At 61.7% G+C, this 19114-nt stretch carries 16 protein-coding genes, 4 pseudogenes and 1 other annotated feature; of the genes and pseudogenes, 7 read left to right on the plus strand and 13 right to left on the minus strand.

The window, feature by feature from the left end; genetic code table 11:
• Window positions 1-559 (plus strand): MmyB family transcriptional regulator (locus GOOTI_RS23825; RefSeq protein WP_007241163.1); only part of this gene is annotated, 559 nt, incomplete at its 5' end.
• 164 nt (window positions 560-723) lie between these two features.
• Complete coding sequence (locus tag GOOTI_RS23830; protein ID WP_007241164.1) at window positions 724-1407, plus strand: AraC family transcriptional regulator; 684 nt, start codon at window positions 724-726, stop codon at window positions 1405-1407.
• Between the two features lie 281 nt (window positions 1408-1688).
• Here GOOTI_RS23830 and GOOTI_RS24865 read toward each other — a convergent pair whose 3' ends face one another.
• A complete protein-coding gene (locus tag GOOTI_RS24865) occupies window positions 1689-2897 on the minus strand; it encodes a hypothetical protein (RefSeq protein WP_007241166.1) in 1209 nt (402 codons plus the stop codon).
• Between the two features lie 479 nt (window positions 2898-3376).
• A pseudogene (locus tag GOOTI_RS27325) lies at window positions 3377-3454 on the minus strand (DUF2510 domain-containing protein); the annotation flags it as partial.
• A gap of 82 nt (window positions 3455-3536) precedes the next feature.
• On the opposite strand from GOOTI_RS27325, the gene GOOTI_RS26345 reads away from it, so the two are divergent.
• Window positions 3537-3695, plus strand: coding sequence for a hypothetical protein (locus GOOTI_RS26345; protein ID WP_007241168.1), 159 nt, complete (start codon window positions 3537-3539; stop codon window positions 3693-3695).
• Between the two features lie 388 nt (window positions 3696-4083).
• Here GOOTI_RS26345 and GOOTI_RS23850 read toward each other — a convergent pair whose 3' ends face one another.
• Both GOOTI_RS23850 and GOOTI_RS26975 read right to left on the minus strand, forming a co-directional pair.
• Window positions 4084-4572: a hypothetical protein gene (locus tag GOOTI_RS23850; protein WP_138985378.1), complete on the minus strand. Its 489-nt coding sequence runs from the start codon at window positions 4570-4572 to the stop codon at window positions 4084-4086.
• 134 nt (window positions 4573-4706) lie between these two features.
• Window positions 4707-5050 (minus strand): annotated as a pseudogene (locus tag GOOTI_RS26975) (zinc-binding dehydrogenase); the annotation flags it as partial.
• 195 nt (window positions 5051-5245) lie between these two features.
• Between GOOTI_RS26975 and GOOTI_RS23860 the strand changes: the two are divergent.
• A protein-coding gene (locus tag GOOTI_RS23860; protein ID WP_085949824.1) for an IS3 family transposase occupies window positions 5246-6528 on the plus strand; the annotation gives its coding sequence in 2 pieces (ribosomal slippage) (window positions 5246-5534 and window positions 5534-6528; 1284 coding nt in all).
• Window positions 5524-5652, plus strand: a sequence feature (AL1L pseudoknot). (Overlaps the previous gene by 129 nt.)
• A gap of 490 nt (window positions 6529-7018) precedes the next feature.
• Here GOOTI_RS23860 and istB read toward each other — a convergent pair.
• Window positions 7019-7831, minus strand: a complete 813-nt coding sequence (gene istB / locus GOOTI_RS23865) for an IS21-like element helper ATPase IstB (RefSeq protein WP_007241172.1) — start codon at window positions 7829-7831, stop codon at window positions 7019-7021.
• Window positions 7831-9038 (minus strand): annotated as a pseudogene (gene istA / locus GOOTI_RS23870) (IS21 family transposase). The gene istB and the pseudogene istA overlap by 1 nt, the downstream one beginning before the upstream one ends.
• A gap of 110 nt (window positions 9039-9148) precedes the next feature.
• Between istA and GOOTI_RS25460 the strand changes: the two are divergent.
• Window positions 9149-9397: pseudogene (locus GOOTI_RS25460) on the plus strand (IS30 family transposase); the annotation flags it as partial.
• 120 nt (window positions 9398-9517) lie between these two features.
• A complete protein-coding gene (locus GOOTI_RS27330) occupies window positions 9518-9745 on the plus strand; it encodes an IS3 family transposase (protein ID WP_083836001.1) in 228 nt (75 codons plus the stop codon).
• A gap of 221 nt (window positions 9746-9966) precedes the next feature.
• Here the strand turns inward: GOOTI_RS27330 and GOOTI_RS23880 are convergent, their stop codons facing one another.
• The 7 genes from GOOTI_RS23880 to GOOTI_RS23910 all read right to left on the minus strand — a co-directional run bounded on the left by GOOTI_RS23880 (window position 9967) and on the right by GOOTI_RS23910 (window position 17575).
• Window positions 9967-10803: a nitrilase-related carbon-nitrogen hydrolase gene (locus GOOTI_RS23880; protein ID WP_007241177.1), complete on the minus strand. Its 837-nt coding sequence runs from the start codon at window positions 10801-10803 to the stop codon at window positions 9967-9969.
• Window positions 10800-11804, minus strand: coding sequence for an ester cyclase (locus GOOTI_RS23885; RefSeq protein WP_233425573.1), 1005 nt, complete (start codon window positions 11802-11804; stop codon window positions 10800-10802). The genes GOOTI_RS23880 and GOOTI_RS23885 overlap by 4 nt, the downstream gene beginning before the upstream one ends.
• Window positions 11805-12028: 224 nt before the next feature.
• Window positions 12029-13357: a histidinol dehydrogenase gene (hisD, locus tag GOOTI_RS23890; RefSeq protein WP_007241179.1), complete on the minus strand. Its 1329-nt coding sequence runs from the start codon at window positions 13355-13357 to the stop codon at window positions 12029-12031.
• Between the two features lie 43 nt (window positions 13358-13400).
• The gene (locus tag GOOTI_RS23895) at window positions 13401-14399 is read right to left on the minus strand and encodes an ABC transporter substrate-binding protein (protein ID WP_007241180.1); all 999 of its coding nucleotides are present in this window, start codon (window positions 14397-14399) and stop codon (window positions 13401-13403) included.
• 13 nt (window positions 14400-14412) lie between these two features.
• A complete protein-coding gene (locus GOOTI_RS23900; protein WP_007241181.1) occupies window positions 14413-15513 on the minus strand; it encodes an ABC transporter permease in 1101 nt (366 codons plus the stop codon).
• Window position 15514: 1 nt separating this feature from the next.
• Complete coding sequence (locus tag GOOTI_RS23905; protein ID WP_007241182.1) at window positions 15515-16279, minus strand: ATP-binding cassette domain-containing protein; 765 nt, start codon at window positions 16277-16279, stop codon at window positions 15515-15517.
• A 279-nt stretch (window positions 16280-16558) separates the two neighbouring features.
• Window positions 16559-17575 (minus strand): LacI family DNA-binding transcriptional regulator, encoded by a 1017-nt coding sequence (locus GOOTI_RS23910; protein ID WP_007241183.1) that lies wholly within the window; start codon window positions 17573-17575, stop codon window positions 16559-16561.
• 404 nt (window positions 17576-17979) lie between these two features.
• Here GOOTI_RS23910 and GOOTI_RS23915 point away from each other — a divergent pair, with 404 nt between their 5' ends.
• On the plus strand, window positions 17980-18978 hold the full coding sequence (locus GOOTI_RS23915) for a cupin domain-containing protein (RefSeq protein ID WP_233425574.1): 999 nt from the start codon (window positions 17980-17982) through the stop codon (window positions 18976-18978).
• The last annotated feature ends 136 nt before the right edge of the window (window positions 18979-19114 follow it).

Raw genomic sequence — 19114 nt, forward strand, 5'->3', positions numbered from 1 at the left:
CCACCAACCGGCGACGACGAAACCCGTACGCGCATCCAGTCGTATCCGCCCGCAGGTCCGACGCCTCATCGACCAACTCGCCGACACCCCCGCCATCGTCCTGGGCCCGCGCACCGACATCCTCGCCTGGAACCGCCTGGCCGCCAAGGTCTACGTCGACTTCGACGCCTGCACTCCACGAGAGCTCAACTACGTCCGACTCATCTTCACCGACCCACGCATGCGCACCCTGTTCGACGACTGGCCCTCGGTCGCACGCTCATGCGTGGCGATCCTGCGCCGCGAAGCCGCAGCCAACCCCGACGACCCCGCCCTGGCCGCACTCGTCGGCGAACTCACCATCGCCGACCGACAATTCGGCCAATGGTGGTCGGCACGCCACGTCGCACGACAAGACTTCGGCACCAAAACCCTCAACCACCCCACCGCCGGACAACTCGTCCTCGACTGGGAAATCTTCCGATACGCCGGCGCGCCAGAACAACAACTCATCCTCAACTTCGCCGAGGAAGACTCCCCCACCCAGCAGCGGCTCGCGGAACTGGTTCGTGCCGACTAGGTGTTGCCCGCCGTGATGTTGTGAGCACATCACTTCGGAGCACGTGACCGCTCCTGGTGTCAGCTTGGGGCGGACTGTGCTCGATACTCCCGACGATCTCGCGCATGGATCATCGGACCTGTGTCTTTGCGGTTTTCTAGCGTCGAGATGGAAGGAAGGTGAGCATGGAGCGGCTGAACCTGGCAATTGCCTCGCTGGAGGAGCAACTCGAGGGCGAGGTCGATGTGCGTCGCGCGAGCCGGATCGCGCTGATGTCCGAGCACCATTTCCGTCGGATGTTCTCCACACTCGCGGGCATGCCGCTCTCGGAGTACGTGCGGCGGCGCCGTATGACGCTCGCGGCGGCTTCGGTCGTTTCACGACAAGGAGCGTTACAGGACGTCGCAGTCCGGTACGGGTACACCTCTGCCGATGCGTTCTCACGCGCGTTCAAAGCTGTCCATGGCGTCGGCCCCGAGGCCGCACGCCGTCCAGGCGTGGTTCTCCGTTCGCAGCCCAAGCTCACCTTCACCATCACAGTCGAAGGGAGCACGACCATGAACTACCGCATCGTCGAAAAGGGTGCGTTCGCGCTGGCCGGGCTGCGCACCCGCATACCCCTCATCTACGAGGGCGTGAATCCGACCGCAGCGGAGTTCGTCGAGAAGATCACAGATGAGCAGTGGGCGACGATCGCTGACCTTTCCGACCAGGAACCAGCGGGTGTGCTCAGCGTTCACGATGCGATCTCTTCGTCGCGCGAAGAAGGCACCGAGCTTGACTATTACGTCGCGGCTGCGACAAGCGGTCCGGTTCCCGACGGATTGGATCGGCTCGACGTACCCGCATCGCTGTGGAGCGTGAGTTGAGTTGGAGTGCCAACCGACGCCACAACGGCTCTCTCGCAGCCCTCACGACTGAGTGAGCCTACGTAGAGGATGTCTCCCGTCGCATAGTCGGTGGTGCCGACCAGCTTGAGTAGCGAGTCACCAGCAGCAGCGGGCTCGAGTCGCTCGGTGCGTTCTCTGATGTTCTCGGGTGCGAATGATTCGATTCGCAGTGTTGTTGCCACGCAATGGTTTCCGTTTAGATTTCTATCACTCAATGTGGACCCCAGCGTCTAGACCGTCAACTTTCGCTTCTCGTATTCTCAGCTGGCTTGGTCGGGCGATTGATGCTTGTCGATCCAGTACTGCAACATCTCGTCGATCGCGCGTCCCTTGTTGAACTGGTTGCTAGTGACGATGTTCTGAAACTGATCGACGAGTTCAGTCTTGCCGCTCCCCGGCATGTTCTTTCGCAGTTGCACCTTCGCTGGCTGATCTGCTGCCTGCCGTGATGGCGGCTCCAGAAGTTCGTTGCGCGGGAACTTGTCCATCAGCTCGACCATGCGCTCAACTTCGATCCTGATCGGCTCGCCTGGCTCCAGGTCCCATCCCAGACACTTGAGATTCACAGACTCACGTACCTCACCTTTGTTGTGCACGAAGTCATTTCGTATCAGCCTTATGTCCCCAAAGAAGTCATTAACGATATCGCTCGACTTGAACGGCAGCGCACCCTCCGGAAGCCCCCGGCTCCAGAAATCTGCGAGTTGCCCTCTGAACTGCTCTTCCCAGACTGCGTGCATATACGCGAACCACTGTCCGTACTGGATGGTCTGCACTTCGGGGTAGTAGTCGAACGAACGCATCCCCGCGCCAGCGACCATCATGTTGCTCCCCGAATGAATTGCAGCAATCAGGTGCTGCACATGGATGCGGCCAGAGCCCGGCTCATCCGCCCAGAAGTTTGGCGGCTCCGGCATTGATCCGTAAGGATTCTCTGGATCGACGTTGGTCGCTCGCATAGTTCGGTAGTGTCCGATGTCCGCCCGCCTGCCTCCCAGGTAGTCCATGTGGGCGTCTTCCCACTCCTTCACCCAAGCCAGCGTCGTTGTGTGAGCAGTCATCGAGACTGTCAAGGACACCATGAAGCTACGTTCCAGTTCTGAGACAATGTCCTTCGCAGACTGAACATCGTCGACTACGGTCTCTCGCAGCCCCGGCAGCACATCCTTGATTGCCGCGAGAAGAGAGTTGAAGGTGACCTCGAAGTCCGCAGCCGGGCCGAGGCCTATTGCACACTCGATAACGTGGTCGAGTTGCGTGGCAAGCGGGGTCCCGTCAATCGGCGGGTCAGCCTCAGCAGCCAGCTTTATCGAGTCACTACTGTGTCTGACGAGAAGGAGCCTTCCTTCAGGCGGGATATCGCCACCATGCTGGCGGAACGCCGCGAGAGCCTCAAGGGCCGATTCAACGAAGCCCTCGGAGGTCTCCAAGATTCGCAGCCACCGTGCTGCTCTGCTCTGCCTGTTCATGACACCTAGTTAATCGCGTGGGACCGACACCTTGGTCAAGATCACCACAGCAAGATCGCCGCACTCAAAACGACGATGAGGATCGCCGTAAGCACCGCGACTAATCGCCAAGTCCGTCCCCGCCTCCACGGTGGCCGGCACTTTGCCCACACCAGCCAGAAATGCCCTCGCCGCCTGGTTCACGCCTTCTACTTCGCCGAGGGGGTCGTAGGCCATGAGGAGGACTTGCATCTGGTCGGCGTACTCGATGCTTTGGGCGCTGTAGCCGCTTGCCGAGAAGAAGAACAGTTGCTCCGTGCCGTTGCCAGCCCGACCTCATCCCTGTGCTCCCGGGGATCAACGACTTATCAACCGACGATTGGTTGCCGAAAGACTCCAGCGCATATTCGGTGCCTGCGAGGGTGGCCGAGCGCTTCGCTCAGCGAGAGGAGTTCAAACTCGAAGCACGCTTCGGACAGTGGCTGCAACGACGCGGCCACTTAGCGAGACCATCGCGTGTTGGTAGTCCATTTAGCTCCGTCCCAATATCTCTCGCGTCCCGGGACCTCCTGGCCCGGATACCAGCCTGGCGTGTCCCCAGTTAACCGGCCCGGGTGGTTTTAGAGTCCTAATTGCACTGATGAGGGCAAAGAAGGGACGATGAAGAACATCGCAGGACGGGAACGTCACTCAGCCGAGGACATCGTGCGCGAACTGCGCCCGGCCGACGAGCTGGCCGCGGAACGCAAGACCGGCGAGGGGGTCGCCGCCGACCTCGAGGTGTCGGCAGCGACCTTGTACAACTGGCGCCGCCAATAGGGCGGCATGGACGGCGACGCCACGAAGGAACTCAAGGAACTACGCGAGCAGAACAACCCACTGAAGCGACTTGCTTCGGAACGGAGGCGGTCGGGGTTGTCGCCGATGGTAATGAGTAGGGCGGCAGCGGTATCGGTACCCGGTCCGAAGACTGGCGATGTTGCTGGCGCTGTGCCTGCCACCAAGGTAGCCAGGGACTTCTTCAGTTGTGTTGCTTCGCTGCGCAATAGCTTGATTCTGGTGGCAAGTGAGCGTAAGGCCCTCTGGTTGCTTCAGCGGGATCGCTAAGGCATTCAGTGTTGGTCGGCAGGTCGATGCATCGGGTGAGCAACGCGGCCGCGCTCAGGCCCCGTAACTGCTAGGTAGCGGCGGGGCATCGCTGCGGCAGCTACTCGCCGATATGCATGCCGGACAATGTCGATGCCGCAGCCATTCCTCGGTGTAACGGCGCGCCAAAATGGCGCCCCGGCACTCGGAGGTGAGTAACGTCGTCGTGGGCAAAGGCAGCTGCGAACTCCACAGCGTCGGCTGGGAAACACGCTTGGTCACCGGACAGCTCGATCAGCAGTACCGGCACATTGACAGCGGGCGCGGTCCGCCGCAGGCTCGCCCTGCTCTCCAGGCCGGACCAGGTCGACAGCCACGCCTCCGGGGTCACCAGTCGGCCGAATCCCACCACCCCATAGTTCGTCAGATCGGGCCGACGACCGAAGAGCGACCCGTAGGGCCGATCGTTCGGGTCGAGTCCCGCGTCGACGCAGCGCAGATCAGCATCGGTTCGGTACACGGTGAGCACGCCGGTCGAGAGTGCGGAGCGTCGATCGTGTGGTTCACCGCCCGCGGCATAACGTTCCTGCGCGGACTTACTGTGCTGCAATATCTCTCGTGTCCGTTCGTCGATTCGCCGCACTGGCGCGGCCTGCGCCGCCCGGTAGCGTTGGACGAATTCCGCCGGGTAACTGGAGAACTCCGGTGGCTCGGCGAAACCGTTCGCGGGATCGTATGGGTCAAGCTCGGGTTCTGGGAGTCGTATACCGATCCCTTGATGGTCTTTACAAACAGAGTGAACTCTCCGACTGAGATCGGTAGGCCGACTTTGGTGATGTCGCCGAGTCCAGTCACGACGACGGTGCCTGCTTTGCGGATCGCGGCGAAGGCCTGTGCGACGTGTTCGCCGGTGGTGATCCAACGGTCACCACCGCGATGTCGGCACCCTGACCGTTGGTCACGCTGCGGGCGAACTGGGTGGCTTCGTCGATGTCGGCGTAGGTAGCGCCCAGCTTAAGGGCCGTGTCGCGCTTGAGTGGGACTGCATCTACGACGATGACGTGGCTGGCACCCGCGAAGGCCGCTCCTTATATTGAGGTCGGCGGCCACGCGACGCTATCGGGCGACGAGGTCGAGGTTGTGCTTGCGAAGTCCCGCATCGACCTCGGCAACGTGGCCCGGAATCTGATCGGCGAGGTCATTGGCGGACTTTCGGAGCAGGAGCCTTCGGTGAACCGCCCCGGGTCTGTCGGAGGCTCTCGAACCTGTGAAGGATGGAGAGCATGGCAGCACCACGCAAGTACAGTGAGGAACTCAAGGACCGGGCCACCCGGATGGCATGTGAAGCGCGACGAGATCCCGATTCGTCGAGAGGTGCGATCAAGCGGATCGCCGATCAGCTCGGAGTCCATCCCGAGGCGTTGCGCAATTGGGTTCGTCAGGCCGAGATCGACGGCGGGGTCCGCCCGGGCACCACGAGTGAGGACGCTGACCGCATCGCGGCGTTGGAGCGGGAGAACCGTGAACTGCGGCGAGCGAACACGATCTTGAAGCAGGCTTCGGCTTTCTTTGCGGCGGAGATCGACCGCCCACAGCGCTGATCGTGGAGTTCGTCGCGGCTCACCGCGATGAACACGGAGTCGATCCGATCTGTGCGGCATTGCGCGATACGTCCGCCCAGATCGCTCCGTCCACGGTACGAGCCCACCTGAGCCCCCAGAAGACCGAGGCGCCTCGTGTGGTGCGTGACCGGGAGCTCCTTACCCAGGTCCGCGCGGTGCATGCCGACAACCTCGGCGTCTACGGTGCCCGCAAGGTGCATGCCCAATTGCGCAGACAGGGCCATAGTGCTGCCCGCTGCACCGTCGAGCGATTGATGAAAGCCGATGGGCTGCAAGGGATAGCGAGACTCAAGACACGCAAGACCACGCGCAGCGAGGGAGCTGAAACACCCCGGCCGGCTGACCGGGTCAACCGTCAGTTCACCGCGGCGGCACCGAACGCGTTGTGGGTGGCGGACCTGACCTACATCCGCACCCACTCGGGCTGGGTGTACGCGGCGTTCGTCCTGGACGTGTTCTCGCGGATGGTCGTCGGCTGGCAGGTCTCGACCACCATGCACACCGACCTCGCCCTCGACGCCCTGAACATGGGATTGTGGGCACGGTCGCGTGCCGGCCACGACGTGGCCGGGCTGATCCACCACTCCGACCGCGGAGTGCAATACCGAGCCATCCGCTACACCGAACGACTGGCCGAAGCCGAAGCGGTGACATCTGTTGGCTCCAAAGGGGATTCATACGACAACGCGATGGCTGAGGCGTTCAACTCGCTGTTCAAAGCCGAATGCATCCGTAACCCCGTGATGCGCCCGCGAGGCGGCTGGGCAGGTGTGGGCGAGGTCGAGATCGCCGTCGCTGAGTACGTCGAATGGTTCAACCACCGCCGCCTGCACGGCGAGATCGGACACGTCCCACCCGTCGAGTACGAGAGCGCCTACTGGTCGACCCAAACCGTCACCAGCTACCGTGAGAACCCGGTCCCCGCAAACGCTGGAACCAACTAACCGAGCCTCCAGCAAACCCGGGGCGATTCACGGCCCCGCGCTCGGGCGGTCAGGTGGAATGGGTGGCACCGTAATCTCTCCTGTGGAGAAGTGCGGTGGAACCAGTCAAGCGCCGTGGCCGTTAGTAGATCGGCGGGTCCGCCGAACCGATAGCCGCCGATCAACGACAACTGAAGCAGAACATCATTCGCATTCTTTCCCAGCCGTCTATAGACCCCGGCCCCTCGGTTCACACAAGCCGCGATCCACCCATGCGGGCGTGGCCTCGACAACGGAGAAGAACTCGCTCAGCGCCCTCAGCGGCCTCTACCGGTAGATCGCCGACGAGTGCCAGCTTGAACTGCTGCATGTTCACACGCTCGGCGGAGTCCTTAGGCAACCGCATCGCACGGACCAGCGCATATGCCAGAGCAACATCAGTCTCTCGGCGACGCCCTTGTCAGCTCCGGTCGAAAAGTGCGCTGCTTTGTCCGGTCGAAAAGTGAGCAGGTTACGGGTTTGAGTTTGCCTCACGGTCAGCTTCGACGGAAGGTAGTGACTCGATTGCGGTGTGTTTGATGCGGTAGCTGGTGCCCTTGAGGGCGATGACGTCGGCGTGGTGCACGATCCGGTCGATCATTGCCGAGGCGATTGTGGCCTCGCCGAAGACCTCTCCCCACCGCGAGAAAGACAGGTTGGAGGTCAAGATGATCGACGACTTCTCGTATCGACTCGAGACCAGTTGGAAGAACAGATTGGCCGCTTCGGCATCGAAGGGAATGTAGCCGACTTCGTCGATCACGATGAGCCCGATCCGGCTGATCTTCTTGAGTTCGGCATCGAGCCGCCCGAGACGGTGGGCCTCGGCCAGCCGGGTGATCCACGCGGTTGCCGAGGCGAACCCGACCCGATAGCCGGTGTGAGCGGCAGCTACGGCCAGCGCCGTCGCGAGATGAGTTTTCCCGGTGCCCGGCGGTCCGAGGAGGACGATGTTGCGTGCTTCAGAAAGCCAGCCACCGGCTTCGAGGCGGGCGATGTGGGCGCGGTCCACCGCGGGTTGGGCGGTGAAATCGAAATCGGCAATTGTCTTGATCGCCGGGAACGCCGCGGCTCGAATACGAAGACGCGCTCCCGATTCGGCACGGGCATTGGACTCCACCGCCAGCACGGCGGCCAGATAGTCCTCCAACGCCCAACCCGCGGCCCGGCCTTGCTCGGCGATCCGGGCATAGTTCTGGGCGATCCGCGGTGCTTTGAGGAGCCTGGATTGATGGGCGATCAACTTGTCGGCATCGGAGGGTGCGCTGGGACGTTTAGTGGCCATCAGGCGACCTCCCCGGTCCCGAACGCCCGATCGTAATCGCTGAGATCTGCGACCTGAACATCCACACCTCGAGGCGTTGGTAGCCGCGAATTGTAGTGTTCTCGTTGCGATTTGGCGATTGTCACATGATCGGGGTCGGTGATTAAACCGTTTGGGCCCCAGAATCTTTGATGCTCGGCCACTACCCGGTCACCACATGTAGCGACGACCTGGTCGAGGCTGGCGGTCACGGTGATCATCCGCCCAATCACCTCCGGATTGACCGAGTACGTTGATCCGGCGATCTGCACGTAGTAATCGCGACCCAGCCTCGTTGTCGTCGAGGTCCCAGTCACCGGCACGATCGGCGGCAAGGCAGCCATGGCTTGGCGATCAGCCAGCAGATCCTCGGCCGGTCGCCTCTTGGTAGTGCGGTGGACGCGAGTGTTTGCCCCAGTCAGCCATTGCTGGATCTGGGCGTTGAAGTCCGCTGGCGAGGTGAAGGTTCGTCCGGGCAGAAACGAGGTCTCGAAATAGCCGTTGGCCCGTTCGACCACCCCTTTGGTCTCCGGGTCGTACGGGCGGGCCTGGATCATCCTGGTACCCAGCGTGCCGCAGAACCCGTACACACCCGCCGCAAGTTACGGCGTTGCCCGATACCTGACTCGTTGTCCCACAGCAATGTTCGTGGAACAGCACCGATCTGTTCGGCAAGTAGCAGCCACATACCGGCCAACAGATCTCCAGTGATCCGCGAGGGAACCATCACCGCACTGATGAACCGTGAATAGGCGGGGACCATCACCAACACCGGGAACGACCGAAGCACCCCGGTCTGGTCGGGCACCAACTGGCCGGGGAACCACAAATCGCACTGCACTTGCTCCCCCGGACGGTGAACCAGGCGGTCACACGGATCGGCGGGGGCATACTCCGGGCGGATACGGGAAACGTTCTCGGCGAACCAGGAACGGCCACCCGACCAGCCGACGCGTTCAGCGATCACCGTGGCCGGCATCGCCGGAAAACGGGTCAAGAGCTCGCGGACCGCGGGCTCGATCTGCGCCCACCCCGACAAGGGCGGACGTGGCCGTTCATACCGAGGTGGCACGTCCGAACGCACCGCCTTAGCCACCGTATTGCGTGACAGTCCCAACTGCCGGGCGATCGCCGCTTGCGACAACCCCTCCGACCGATGTAACTGACGAATCAACGCCCAGTCCTCCACAGTGATCACTCTCCAATCATTGGATGGTGCTCACTCTTCGACCGGATTTACCTGCTCACTTTTGGACCGGAGCCGACAGCCCTGTCGCTTCGCGTTTGACTCAGACCTAAGCTCAGTTCAAGGTCGAGACCGGTGTCCTTGTGTACTTCGCCGATCCGCATTCGCCGTGGCAGCGAGGAACTAACGAGAACACTAATGGTCGTCTCCGCCAATACTTTCCGGAGGGGACCAATCTTTCCACGTGGTCCGCCGAAGAACTCGCGGCCGTCGCTCACGCGCTCAGCACCCGCCCCCGCAAGACCATGGGATGCCGAACACCCGCCGAAGCCTTCGACGAGCACCTACAATCACTCACACAAACCGTGTTGCGACGACCAGTTGAATCGGCCCAGTACCTATCGTTGGCCTGTACCGACCGACCGATCGAGTTGGGAATCACACCATCAGTAGGGCCCGTCGGGAATTCATAAGACAACGCGCTGGCCGAAAGCGTGAACTCGGCCTACAAGACCGAGCTGATCCGCGAGCATGGTCCATGGCGCACCGTGGAGCAGGTCGAGTTGGCCACCCTCGAATACGCGTGGTGGTACAACTACCAACGCCGCCGCGTTGCCCGCGGCTATGGTCCCCCAGCCGCGTACGAGGCGACCTTGACCGGGGTCTCACCCCCAGTGAGCCAGCCGTCCCGGCCCTGGGCACCCACATAGGAACAAAACCTGGGGTACTTCATCAATGGCCGCACGCCAGTCGCCGCGCTGCGTTGCCAACTACACTCAAGCCCTTCGACGTGCGATACGGACTCAACATACGTACTCATCGACAACGCGAACCAAATCCTTTCCTGGTGATCGATGCCGGCGCCAAGTCGGCCCGCCATGCCGGGGCCGAATCAGGTTGACAAGGTCACCCGTCGCTAGTGGGCCAGACTTCAGGCGTCGTTGACAGATGTTGCTGAGGATTGGCTCTTCGGGCTCGTGTACAAGTCGACTCGGCGATCGGCAAACAAGTCCGCTGCTTCCGCGAGTCGCTTGTTGGACGCCGCCGAGAGCTCTGCATCCACCACCACGAAATCATGGGCACGCGATCCGATTGTCCACCCATCGGGCCCAACAATGACCGTACCTTCAGTCCAGTCCTGTCCGCGTTCACTGCCCGTTCTATCTGTGCAGGCGACGAATACACCGTTTACCCGTGCGGTAGCTTTGGCCATGATCTGCTCAGGTGCGTGTTCGCCTGCTGCCCGCGGGACCAGCGGCCAGTTCACTGGTGCCGCAATGAGAACTGCTCCTTCGAGGGCGGCCCAACGGGTCAGCTCTGGAAACTCGAGGTCGTAGCAGATCATCACAGCGATGCGCCCGTGTGGTGTGTCGACCAGGAGCGGCAAGTCATTACCTGCGGCGAAGAATGCCTTTTCCTGGTTCCAGAGGTGCGATTTGCGATAGATTCCCTGCACCCCAGAGCTGTCGATCACGAGCGCTGAGTTGTAGAGCCTGCCGTCAGCCGATGTCTCGCAGATGCCAACCACAACGGTGGCCGATCCCGCCGCTGCGATCCACTGGGACACCGCACCGTCATCAGCGGTGATCGCGCAGCTCGCTGCCTCCTCCTGGGAGGCGAACATATATCCCGAACTGGCCAGTTCCGGTAGTACGACGATGTCGGCGCCTGCTGCGACCGCCGCACCGATGTTCGTCTCGATCACGCGGACGTTATAAGCGAGATCGCCGATGCGCGGCCGCAGCGGAACACATGCCAGGCGTGTCACGGCACCAGCGGCGGGTTGTCCTCACGCAGAAGCTGCGCGAGGACATCGAACTCGTTGAAGAGGTTCCACTCCTCGACGATCATCCGGTCCTTGATGTACAGCTGCGCGATTCCCCACAGATGCGCGCGACGCCCTGTCGGCTTCCCGTACAGCGCATATCCGCGGTGTGTGCCTGCGCCAAGCCATCGCACCATCACGCGGTAGCCGTCCACATCGTTGCCCATCCAGTAGACCTCGTCCACCGTGACGCCGAGGTCCGGAAACGTGGCCAACAGGTTCCGCGCGAACGCGCGAACATCGCCGCGACCACGGCCGACCCGATTAGTCGTACCGTTCCACAGCACTCCGGGACCGTACGCGCGGTTGATCGCGCTCAGGTCTCGTCGATTGAAGACGTCGTGCCATAGCGCACGCACCATGTGTTCGACTTCGAAATCGTCGGTGGATGCCTGCGCGTACGGCATCGGCTTCCGGCCGCCGAGAAGGCGATCTACCTCAGTCGCATCTCTTTCACTGAGCGGCGCGACACCGCCCTCGTTTCCAAATGCCCGGGCCGCCGCGATGACATCGACGCCAACAGCTGCCAGCTTCGCAGCAGTGTTGTAGAGCACCCACTCCTCGACGATTTCGTTCTCCAGCACGAGGCAATTCGCGATGACCCAGGTGTCGAGCTTGCGTCCCGTCGCGGGTCCCCATCTCCAAGGCCCGGTGTGATAGCCGGTGTTGATGGCTCGGTGGCTCGTGACGAAACCCTGTTCGTCGTCGCCTGCCCAGATCACATCGTCGGCGTAGTGCCGCATGTCAGGAAAGGCATTGATGGAGTGGATGGTTCCTTCGACGAGAGGCTCCACTCCGTATTGCAGCCCACTGTCGGTGTGCAGTCGACACCCCGGGGAGTAGGTATCGTAGATGTACCCGATGTCCTGGTCTTCCCAGATCCGGTGTGTGATGCGCACGATGTAGTCGACGATGTCGACGTAGGTGTCTTCGAAACCGCGCATCGACTGTCGGCGCTGTCCGGCCCGATAACCGACGGTATCCGCACCGTTCCCGGGGCGCAGTGCTATTGAGAAGTCTGGCGGCATCATCCTTTTAGGCGCAGCCGCCGCAACGCGATTCGGGGAAGAGTGCGTATCCGGTCCTTCGGTCGATGTGTCGCGCACCCGAACCGGAGTGGGTGTCGAGGGTGTCGCGCTGACTGCGTCTTCGTTCTTGGACATGGTCATCAGGCTTCCTGCCGACGGTAGGCCTCGAATCGAACGGTAGCCGTGGCCTCGTGAGCCGCCATCCCCTCATACCGCGAGATGGTCTCGACCGCGCCCGCGGCGGCCGGGGTGGCCTCTCGCGACACGCGCTGATAGGTCAGCGGCTTGAGATAGCGCGACACCGACAATCCCGCACTGTGTCGAGCCCCTCCTGCTGTAGGAAGTACGTGATTGGTACCTGCCATACCTTTGTCGGAATACGCGACTGTACTCCACGGTCCGAGGAAGATCGAGCCGTAATTACGCAGATTCCGATGGTAGAAGTCGTCGTCTTCGGTTTGGATCTCCAGATGCTCGGGCGCCAGATCGTCCATGAGGGCGATGGCTGTCTCCTGGTCCTGCGCCCACGTGACCGACCCGTAGTCGCGCCAAGCAGGTCCGGCGATGTCCGCGGTCTTGAGTTCGCCGAGTTGGTCCTCGACCGCAGCCACAACGTCGCGGGCCAATTGCTCTGATGTGGTGACCAACGCTGCCGGAGATTCCGTCCCGTGCTCCGCTTGCCCCAACAGGTCGGCAGCGACGACTCGCGCATCGGCGGTGTGGTCGGCGATCACCGCCACCTCAGACGGGCCGGCTAGGAGGTCGATGGCCACCTTGCCGAAGAGTTGTCGTTTCGCCTCAGCCACGAAGGCGTTGCCTGCACCGACGATCATGTCAACCGGATCATCGTCGAGAAGACCGAAAGCCATCGCGGCGAGCGCCTGGACACCGCCGAGGACATACATCTGATCGACGCCTGCAAGGTGCGCGGCATAGAGCACCGCCGGATCAGCAGTGCCGTCTCGTCGCGGCGGCGTGCACGCCAACACCCTCGACACTCCCGCCACCTTGGCGACCCCTGCGGTCATGAATGCTCCCGCCAGCAGAGGGAATCGACCTGCGGGCACGTATGCCCCTACGCGGTCGAGCGGCACATACCGTTGGCCCGTCACCAGCCCCGGCGCGAGCTCGATCTCGAAATCGACCAGGTGAGACCGGGTTTCACGTGCAAAAGCTTTGGTGCGTTCCGATCCCAGTTCCAACGCAGCGCGGAGTTCCGACGAGAGGACATCCCCCGATGCGGCAAGTTCGGCCGCGCCGAGACCGAAGGCCTCCGACTCATATCCGTCGAGTTGCTGCGCGTACTCTTTGACGGCGTCGATCCCCCGTCGCTCGATGGTCGACAGCATCTCCGAGACGGTTTCGACGACCTTAGGATCACGTTGTGCCTCAGGGCGGTCGGCGTCAGGTGTCTTGATGAGCCGGAACTTCCCGTCGAGTGCGTCCAGTCGGGTAGGTGTGAACTTCATGTTTTTCTTTCCTCTGAGTGCCGTCTGATCTGTTGGTGGCAGGTCAACAATGGGTCTTGTACATGTGGGCCTTGATCACCGGATCATCCAAGTTCTGCGGTGTGGCAACTGCAAACGTGGGTTGTTGGTCACGCTCGACGGGCTTTCCTTCGATGGCCCGCGCCGCCGAGTCAATTCCGAGGCGTCCCGCAGATATCGGATCTTGAAGAACAGTCGCCTCGATCTCGCCCGCGTGCAGTGCCTCGATGATCGGGTCGGAGACATCGAATCCGACGAGTTTGACCTTTCCTGTCTTGCCCACTTCACGCAGGCCGGTGATCGCCCCTGCGGTATTGTTCGTCGATTGCGCATATATGCCAACAAGATTCGGATTGGACGTGCTGAGCGTCGAGGCGATCTGGGCTGCTTTCGCCTGAGAGTTCTCGCTGTACTGAACCCCGATGAAGTTCATCTGCGGGTAGCGTTTGATTGCGTCGATGAAGCCCTCGCGACGCGCTTCGGCCACCACCGATCCTGTAGCACTGTCGATATCGACAACATCGCCTTTACGACCGACGAGCTGCGCCATCTTTTCACCGGCGAGCTGCCCGCCGCGATAGTTGTCGGATTCTATATTTGTCAGTGCGATTGATTTGTCCGAAAGGTCACCATCGATGGTGATGACGTTGATGCCTTCTCGCTTGGCTTCACGCAGTGGCGCGATCATAGCCTTCGGATTGGTGACCGCGATCATGATAGCGGAGGGATGGCTCGCCGCAACCGCTTCGACAATCTGGGTCTGCAACTGAACCGAGAACTCGGCGGCACCCTGGGTCGAGTAGTCGATCCCACGCTTGCGAGCTTCTGCCTCAGCGCCACAGGAAACGCTCGTGTAGAAGGGATTACCGGTCAGACCGGGTATGTAGACCACCCGCTGACCGCGCACCTCGTGAGGAGGCGTCGCATCGGAATGCGCACCACACGCGGCAACCGACACCGTGACAGCGCAGGCACCCAGTAGCGACAGTGTCCGTCGGCTCGTGACATCGTTAAAGCTGAGCATCACGTCCTCGCCTTCACACGCGGTCGCGGCTACGCCGCTTCAGCTGATCGATGTAGACCGCTGCTATGAGAATGAAACCGATCGCCACTTGCTGCCAGAATGGTTGAACGCCAGTGATGGTGAACCCGTTGATCAGCATCGTCGAGATGAAAATGCCAACGACGGCACCCCAAACACTGCCGACACCACCGAACAAACTGATCCCGCCGAGAACCACGCCGGTGATAACGGCAAGGAAGTCAGTGGTGTGGCCCGAAAGAGTTGTCGTGTCAAACCTGATCAGCGACATCAGTCCGGCCAGACCGGCCAGGGTTCCGCTGAGTGCATAGAGCTTGATCTGGTGCCGGTCCACGTGAATGCCTGCTCGCCGAGCCGCTTCCTCATTGGAGCCGATGACGAATGTATGTCGGCCAAACCTGGTCAGACTCAACACTGCAGCGCCGATAATGACCACGATCACGGCGACCCAGATCAGCGGACTCAACCCGAGGATTCGACTACTTGTAAGCGAGATCAGGGTGCTGGGGAGATCACTGATGTCGTTGCCGTCCACCAGAACATTCGCCAGCCCCAATACTGCACCGAGAGTGCCCAGCGTTGTGATCAGCGCAGGAACGCGCAGTTTCGTGATGCACAATCCGTTGAAGATCCCCCACGCGAGGCCGCACGCAATGGCCACCAATGCACCCGCGATGATCGACCAAGCGTTGTCGGCGCCGATCGCGGTCATGGTCTTCGCGGCAGCGACATTCGCGAAAACAAGGACCGACCCCACCGACAGGTCGATTCCACCAGCGATCATCACGTAGGTGACGCCCACGGCCAACACCAACAATGTCGACCCGTCCATCAGCATGTTTCTGACGTTGGCGAAGGTCGGGAACGCGTCTGGGGCCAGGACAGAGAACGCGACGAAGAGCGCGATCATCACACCGAACATGTAGACAGGCGTCGAGCTTCGCAGTTGTCGGAACGAGCGCTCCCACTGGGGGCGCGCCGACACCGTGGGCCCTGTGCCGACCAACCGGGGGCTCTCGTCAAACTCCATCGTCGATGCTGCCGTTACCTTCTTCGCGGCCTGCGTGTTCGGCGAGGCGGGTTCTGTAGTACTCATGTCACGCGGCTCCGTCCAGTGCTCCGGTCATCGCTCCGACGAGGTCTTCGACGGTGCATTCACTCGCGACCAGGTCTGCCACCCGACACCCCATTCTCAATACCTGCACACGGTGGGCGACCTCCAAGATCTCGGGCATGTTGTGGCTGATCAGTACGACGGCGACCCCGGTTTCGGCGACCCGCTTGATGAGGTCGAGTACTTTGCGGGTCTGTACCACTCCGAGCGCAGCGGTCGGCTCGTCCATGAATACGAGCCGATCCGCCCACATCGCCGACCGGCAGATCGCCACCGACTGTCGCTGTCCGCCTGATAAGGCTGCGATGGGCGCATCAAGGTCTTTCAGGTCGGTTCCGAGTGAGCGGAAGGCTTCTTCTGCCTTCGTGCGCATACTGCGTTTGTCGAGGACGCCGAGCCGGCCGAGAACCCCTGGCCGACAGAGTTCCCTACCGATGTATGCGTTCTCCGCCGCCGAAAGGTCGGGAGCGAGCGCGAGGTCTTGGTACACGGTCTCGATACCGAATTCCCTTGCGTGCAAGGGCGAATTGATGACCGTGGGTTCACCGTCGATGAATAGCTGGCCGTCGTCGGGTTGAAGGACGCCGGAGAGGGTCTTGACAAGGGTGCTCTTTCCCGCGCCGTTGTCGCCTATCAGCGCCGTGACCTCACCGGGGTACACGGAGAAATCGACCCCGCGCAACACGTGAACATGCCCGAATCGCTTACTGAGGCCGCGCGCCTCTAATAGTGGTCTCTTGGTGGTCATGTCAGTTCACCTCTCGCTCCTCACCCCAGCTCAGGGGCTCGTCCGACGCCGGCAGGCAGTCGACCCCGGAGGGCCTCACAACATTGTGACTGGCGTCTCATTAGAGAGTGTATACGTATGAATAACGTTACGGCAATAGTTTGTCGACGAAGATTTCGATAGCAGAAAACGTTGCATCACAACGTCTTACCAAAACGATGCCTGCATCAGCCAGAAGAGCTGGGTGCGCATACGAAGAGAGCGAGGGTCCACTTCGGCGGCGTCGGCAGTCGCACCGTCTCAGTGGGCCGGTGGCGCTGATGCTGTCGTCCGCTCGACCAGAACCGGTTCGAGCACGACGCGGCGTTGCCCGCCATCGTCATGGCCGCCGCGACGGTCGGCTAACCGCCGCACGAGGAGTTGCGCCGCCTTGACAGACATCTCGGTGAGATCGTTTCCAACTGTGGTGAGGCGAAATGCCTCCCAGCCAGCCATCGGGATGTCATCGAACCCGACCACGCTGATGTCGGCCGGGACGTTCACCCCCGCCGACATCGCGGCATTGAGCGCGCCGATCGCTACGACATCGTTCCCGCAGAACACCGCTGACGGCCGCTCCGGTAGTTCGAGTAGCCGCAGCATTCCCTCGTAGCCCATGTCAAACTCGAACGGGCCATGCATCGAGCACTCTGGCGCGATACCTATCCCTGCATCCGCGAGCGCCAGCCTGAACCCGAGCTCACGATCCCGCCCGGTACTCGTGTTCTCCGGGCCGAAGACGCCCGCCAGCCGACGATGCCCAAGGTCAACCAGGTAGTCGGCCACCATCCGCCCGCCAGTAGTGTTGTCGACGACGGCCGCATCACCCAACCCCGAATCGGTCTCACGGTTCAGACATACGAAGGGCATCCCGCGTCTGGCCAATTCCACCGGCAACCGCGAACCGACGGTCGTGGTCAATAGCACAACCCCGTCCACAGAACCATCGACGAGGTGTTCGACCGCGGTCAGACTGTCAGAACGCTCCGCGAACACCATGATCCGATACCCATGCTTTTCCAGTTCGTCGTGCAAGGGGCCGATGAGCTGAGGGTAAAACGGGTTCGTCAAATCAGTGACTACGATTCCGACGCGTCGCGTCGTACGAGTGACCAGCGCCCTGCCCGCCTCACTCGGTACGTAGCCGAGGGCAGCGACCGCGTCTTCGACTCGCTGGCGCGTCGCGGCCGCCACCCGCGGGTCGCCACGCAGAGCCCGCGAGACCGTTGGCTGGGAAACCCCGGCCAACCGTGCGACGTCACGACTGGTGACACCCATTATCTCGCTCCTCACATCATCCTGCACGCGAATGAACAGTGTCCACTGTTACAAGAGTCGCACACCACGCATCGCTGCAGGCAAAGAGAGCACGCAGCTCCAACACAGCGTGCGAATCATGCTGCACTTGGCCGGTTTTGGCGAAGCGCGATAGTGATGGATCGGCAAAGGGGTTGACAGTCGACAGGTCGACGCGCAGTATGCATACGTATACAGATTCTTGCACAGCATTCGACCCGTGCAGATTCCATCGTCTTACCGAGGAGTATTCGATGAACCCCGAAACATCAATCAGCCAAGCCGAGTTGCGTCGCCGAACCATTCATCGCGCCGACTTTGTTTCGTGCAACCAAGCATTCATCGACTGCCGAACCCCTGGATCAGACCAAAAGCAGAACTACTCGATGATCGGTCGGGGCGTCAGCCAAAGCGCTGACCAGTTCGTCAACCTCGCCGAGCCCCACGGTTTTCAGATCGGCGCTGCGGCCATGCCCACCGGGGTGACCAACAATCTCCATCTTCATTTCACGGCTGAGGTCTTCCTCTGTTTTCGGGGAAAGTTCCTGCTCCGTTGGGGGGTCGACGGCTCCGAAGGCGAGGCGGTCCTGAGCGAAGGACAGATCGCTTCGATCCCCACCTGGATTTTCCGCGGATTCACAAACATCGGACCCGATGACGGCATCCTGTTCACCGTGCTCGGGATGGACGAGACAGGCGGAATCATCTGGAGCCCCAGTGTCCTCGCCGACGCGAAGGAGCATGGCCTACTGCTCACCGCCGATGGGAAACTCCTAGACACGATCGCTGGAGACGAGGCGCCCGATGACGATCAGTTGGTCCAGCCACTCACCGCCGAGCAGTTGGCGACACTACCGCACTACTCCGAGGAGCAGATGCGTGCGCGTATTGCGGCAGCGGAAGACATCGACTGGTCCGATCGCGCGCTCCTCGACTCGGCGCTCCCCGGCGGCGGGGTGGAGGTCGGGCCTGTTATCGGGTTCGGGTTCAGCGAGAACCGCGATCAACTGCCTCGAATAGTCGCACCGCACGGCCATGCCGCCACCTGGTTGCGCGCTAAGCCCGGGCAAGGCGTCTCGTTGCACCGGCATGCGGAGAACACAGTGCTCATGGTCAAGGACGGCGACTGGGAGATCACCGTCAATCGCGGCAGCGAAGCCCTCAGCGTTGTTCTCTCGGAGTGGGGCATGGTGTCGATTCCACCCAACACCTTCCGCTCGATGCGCAATGTCGGCGAGACGGACGCTCTGATGCTGGTTGTCACGAGCGGCGACGGACGGGTTCGTCTCGAGTGGGATGACGAGGTCGTCAAAGCGGCAGCTGACGCCGGCGATGCCATCGATCACAATGGCTATCTCGCACCGTATGCACTGGTGCCGCGGTGATTTCGCAGGCCGATCCCCTCGTTCTCGTGCCGGGGATGCTGTGCGACGAGGACCTGTGGTCGGCATTGACTCCAAAGGTCGATCGTCCAGTCATCAACGCCGAGATCACCGAGCCGAGTATTCACGCGATGGCTCT

The organism is Gordonia otitidis NBRC 100426, assembly GCF_000248075.1.
GTDB lineage: Bacteria > Actinomycetota > Actinomycetes > Mycobacteriales > Mycobacteriaceae > Gordonia > Gordonia otitidis.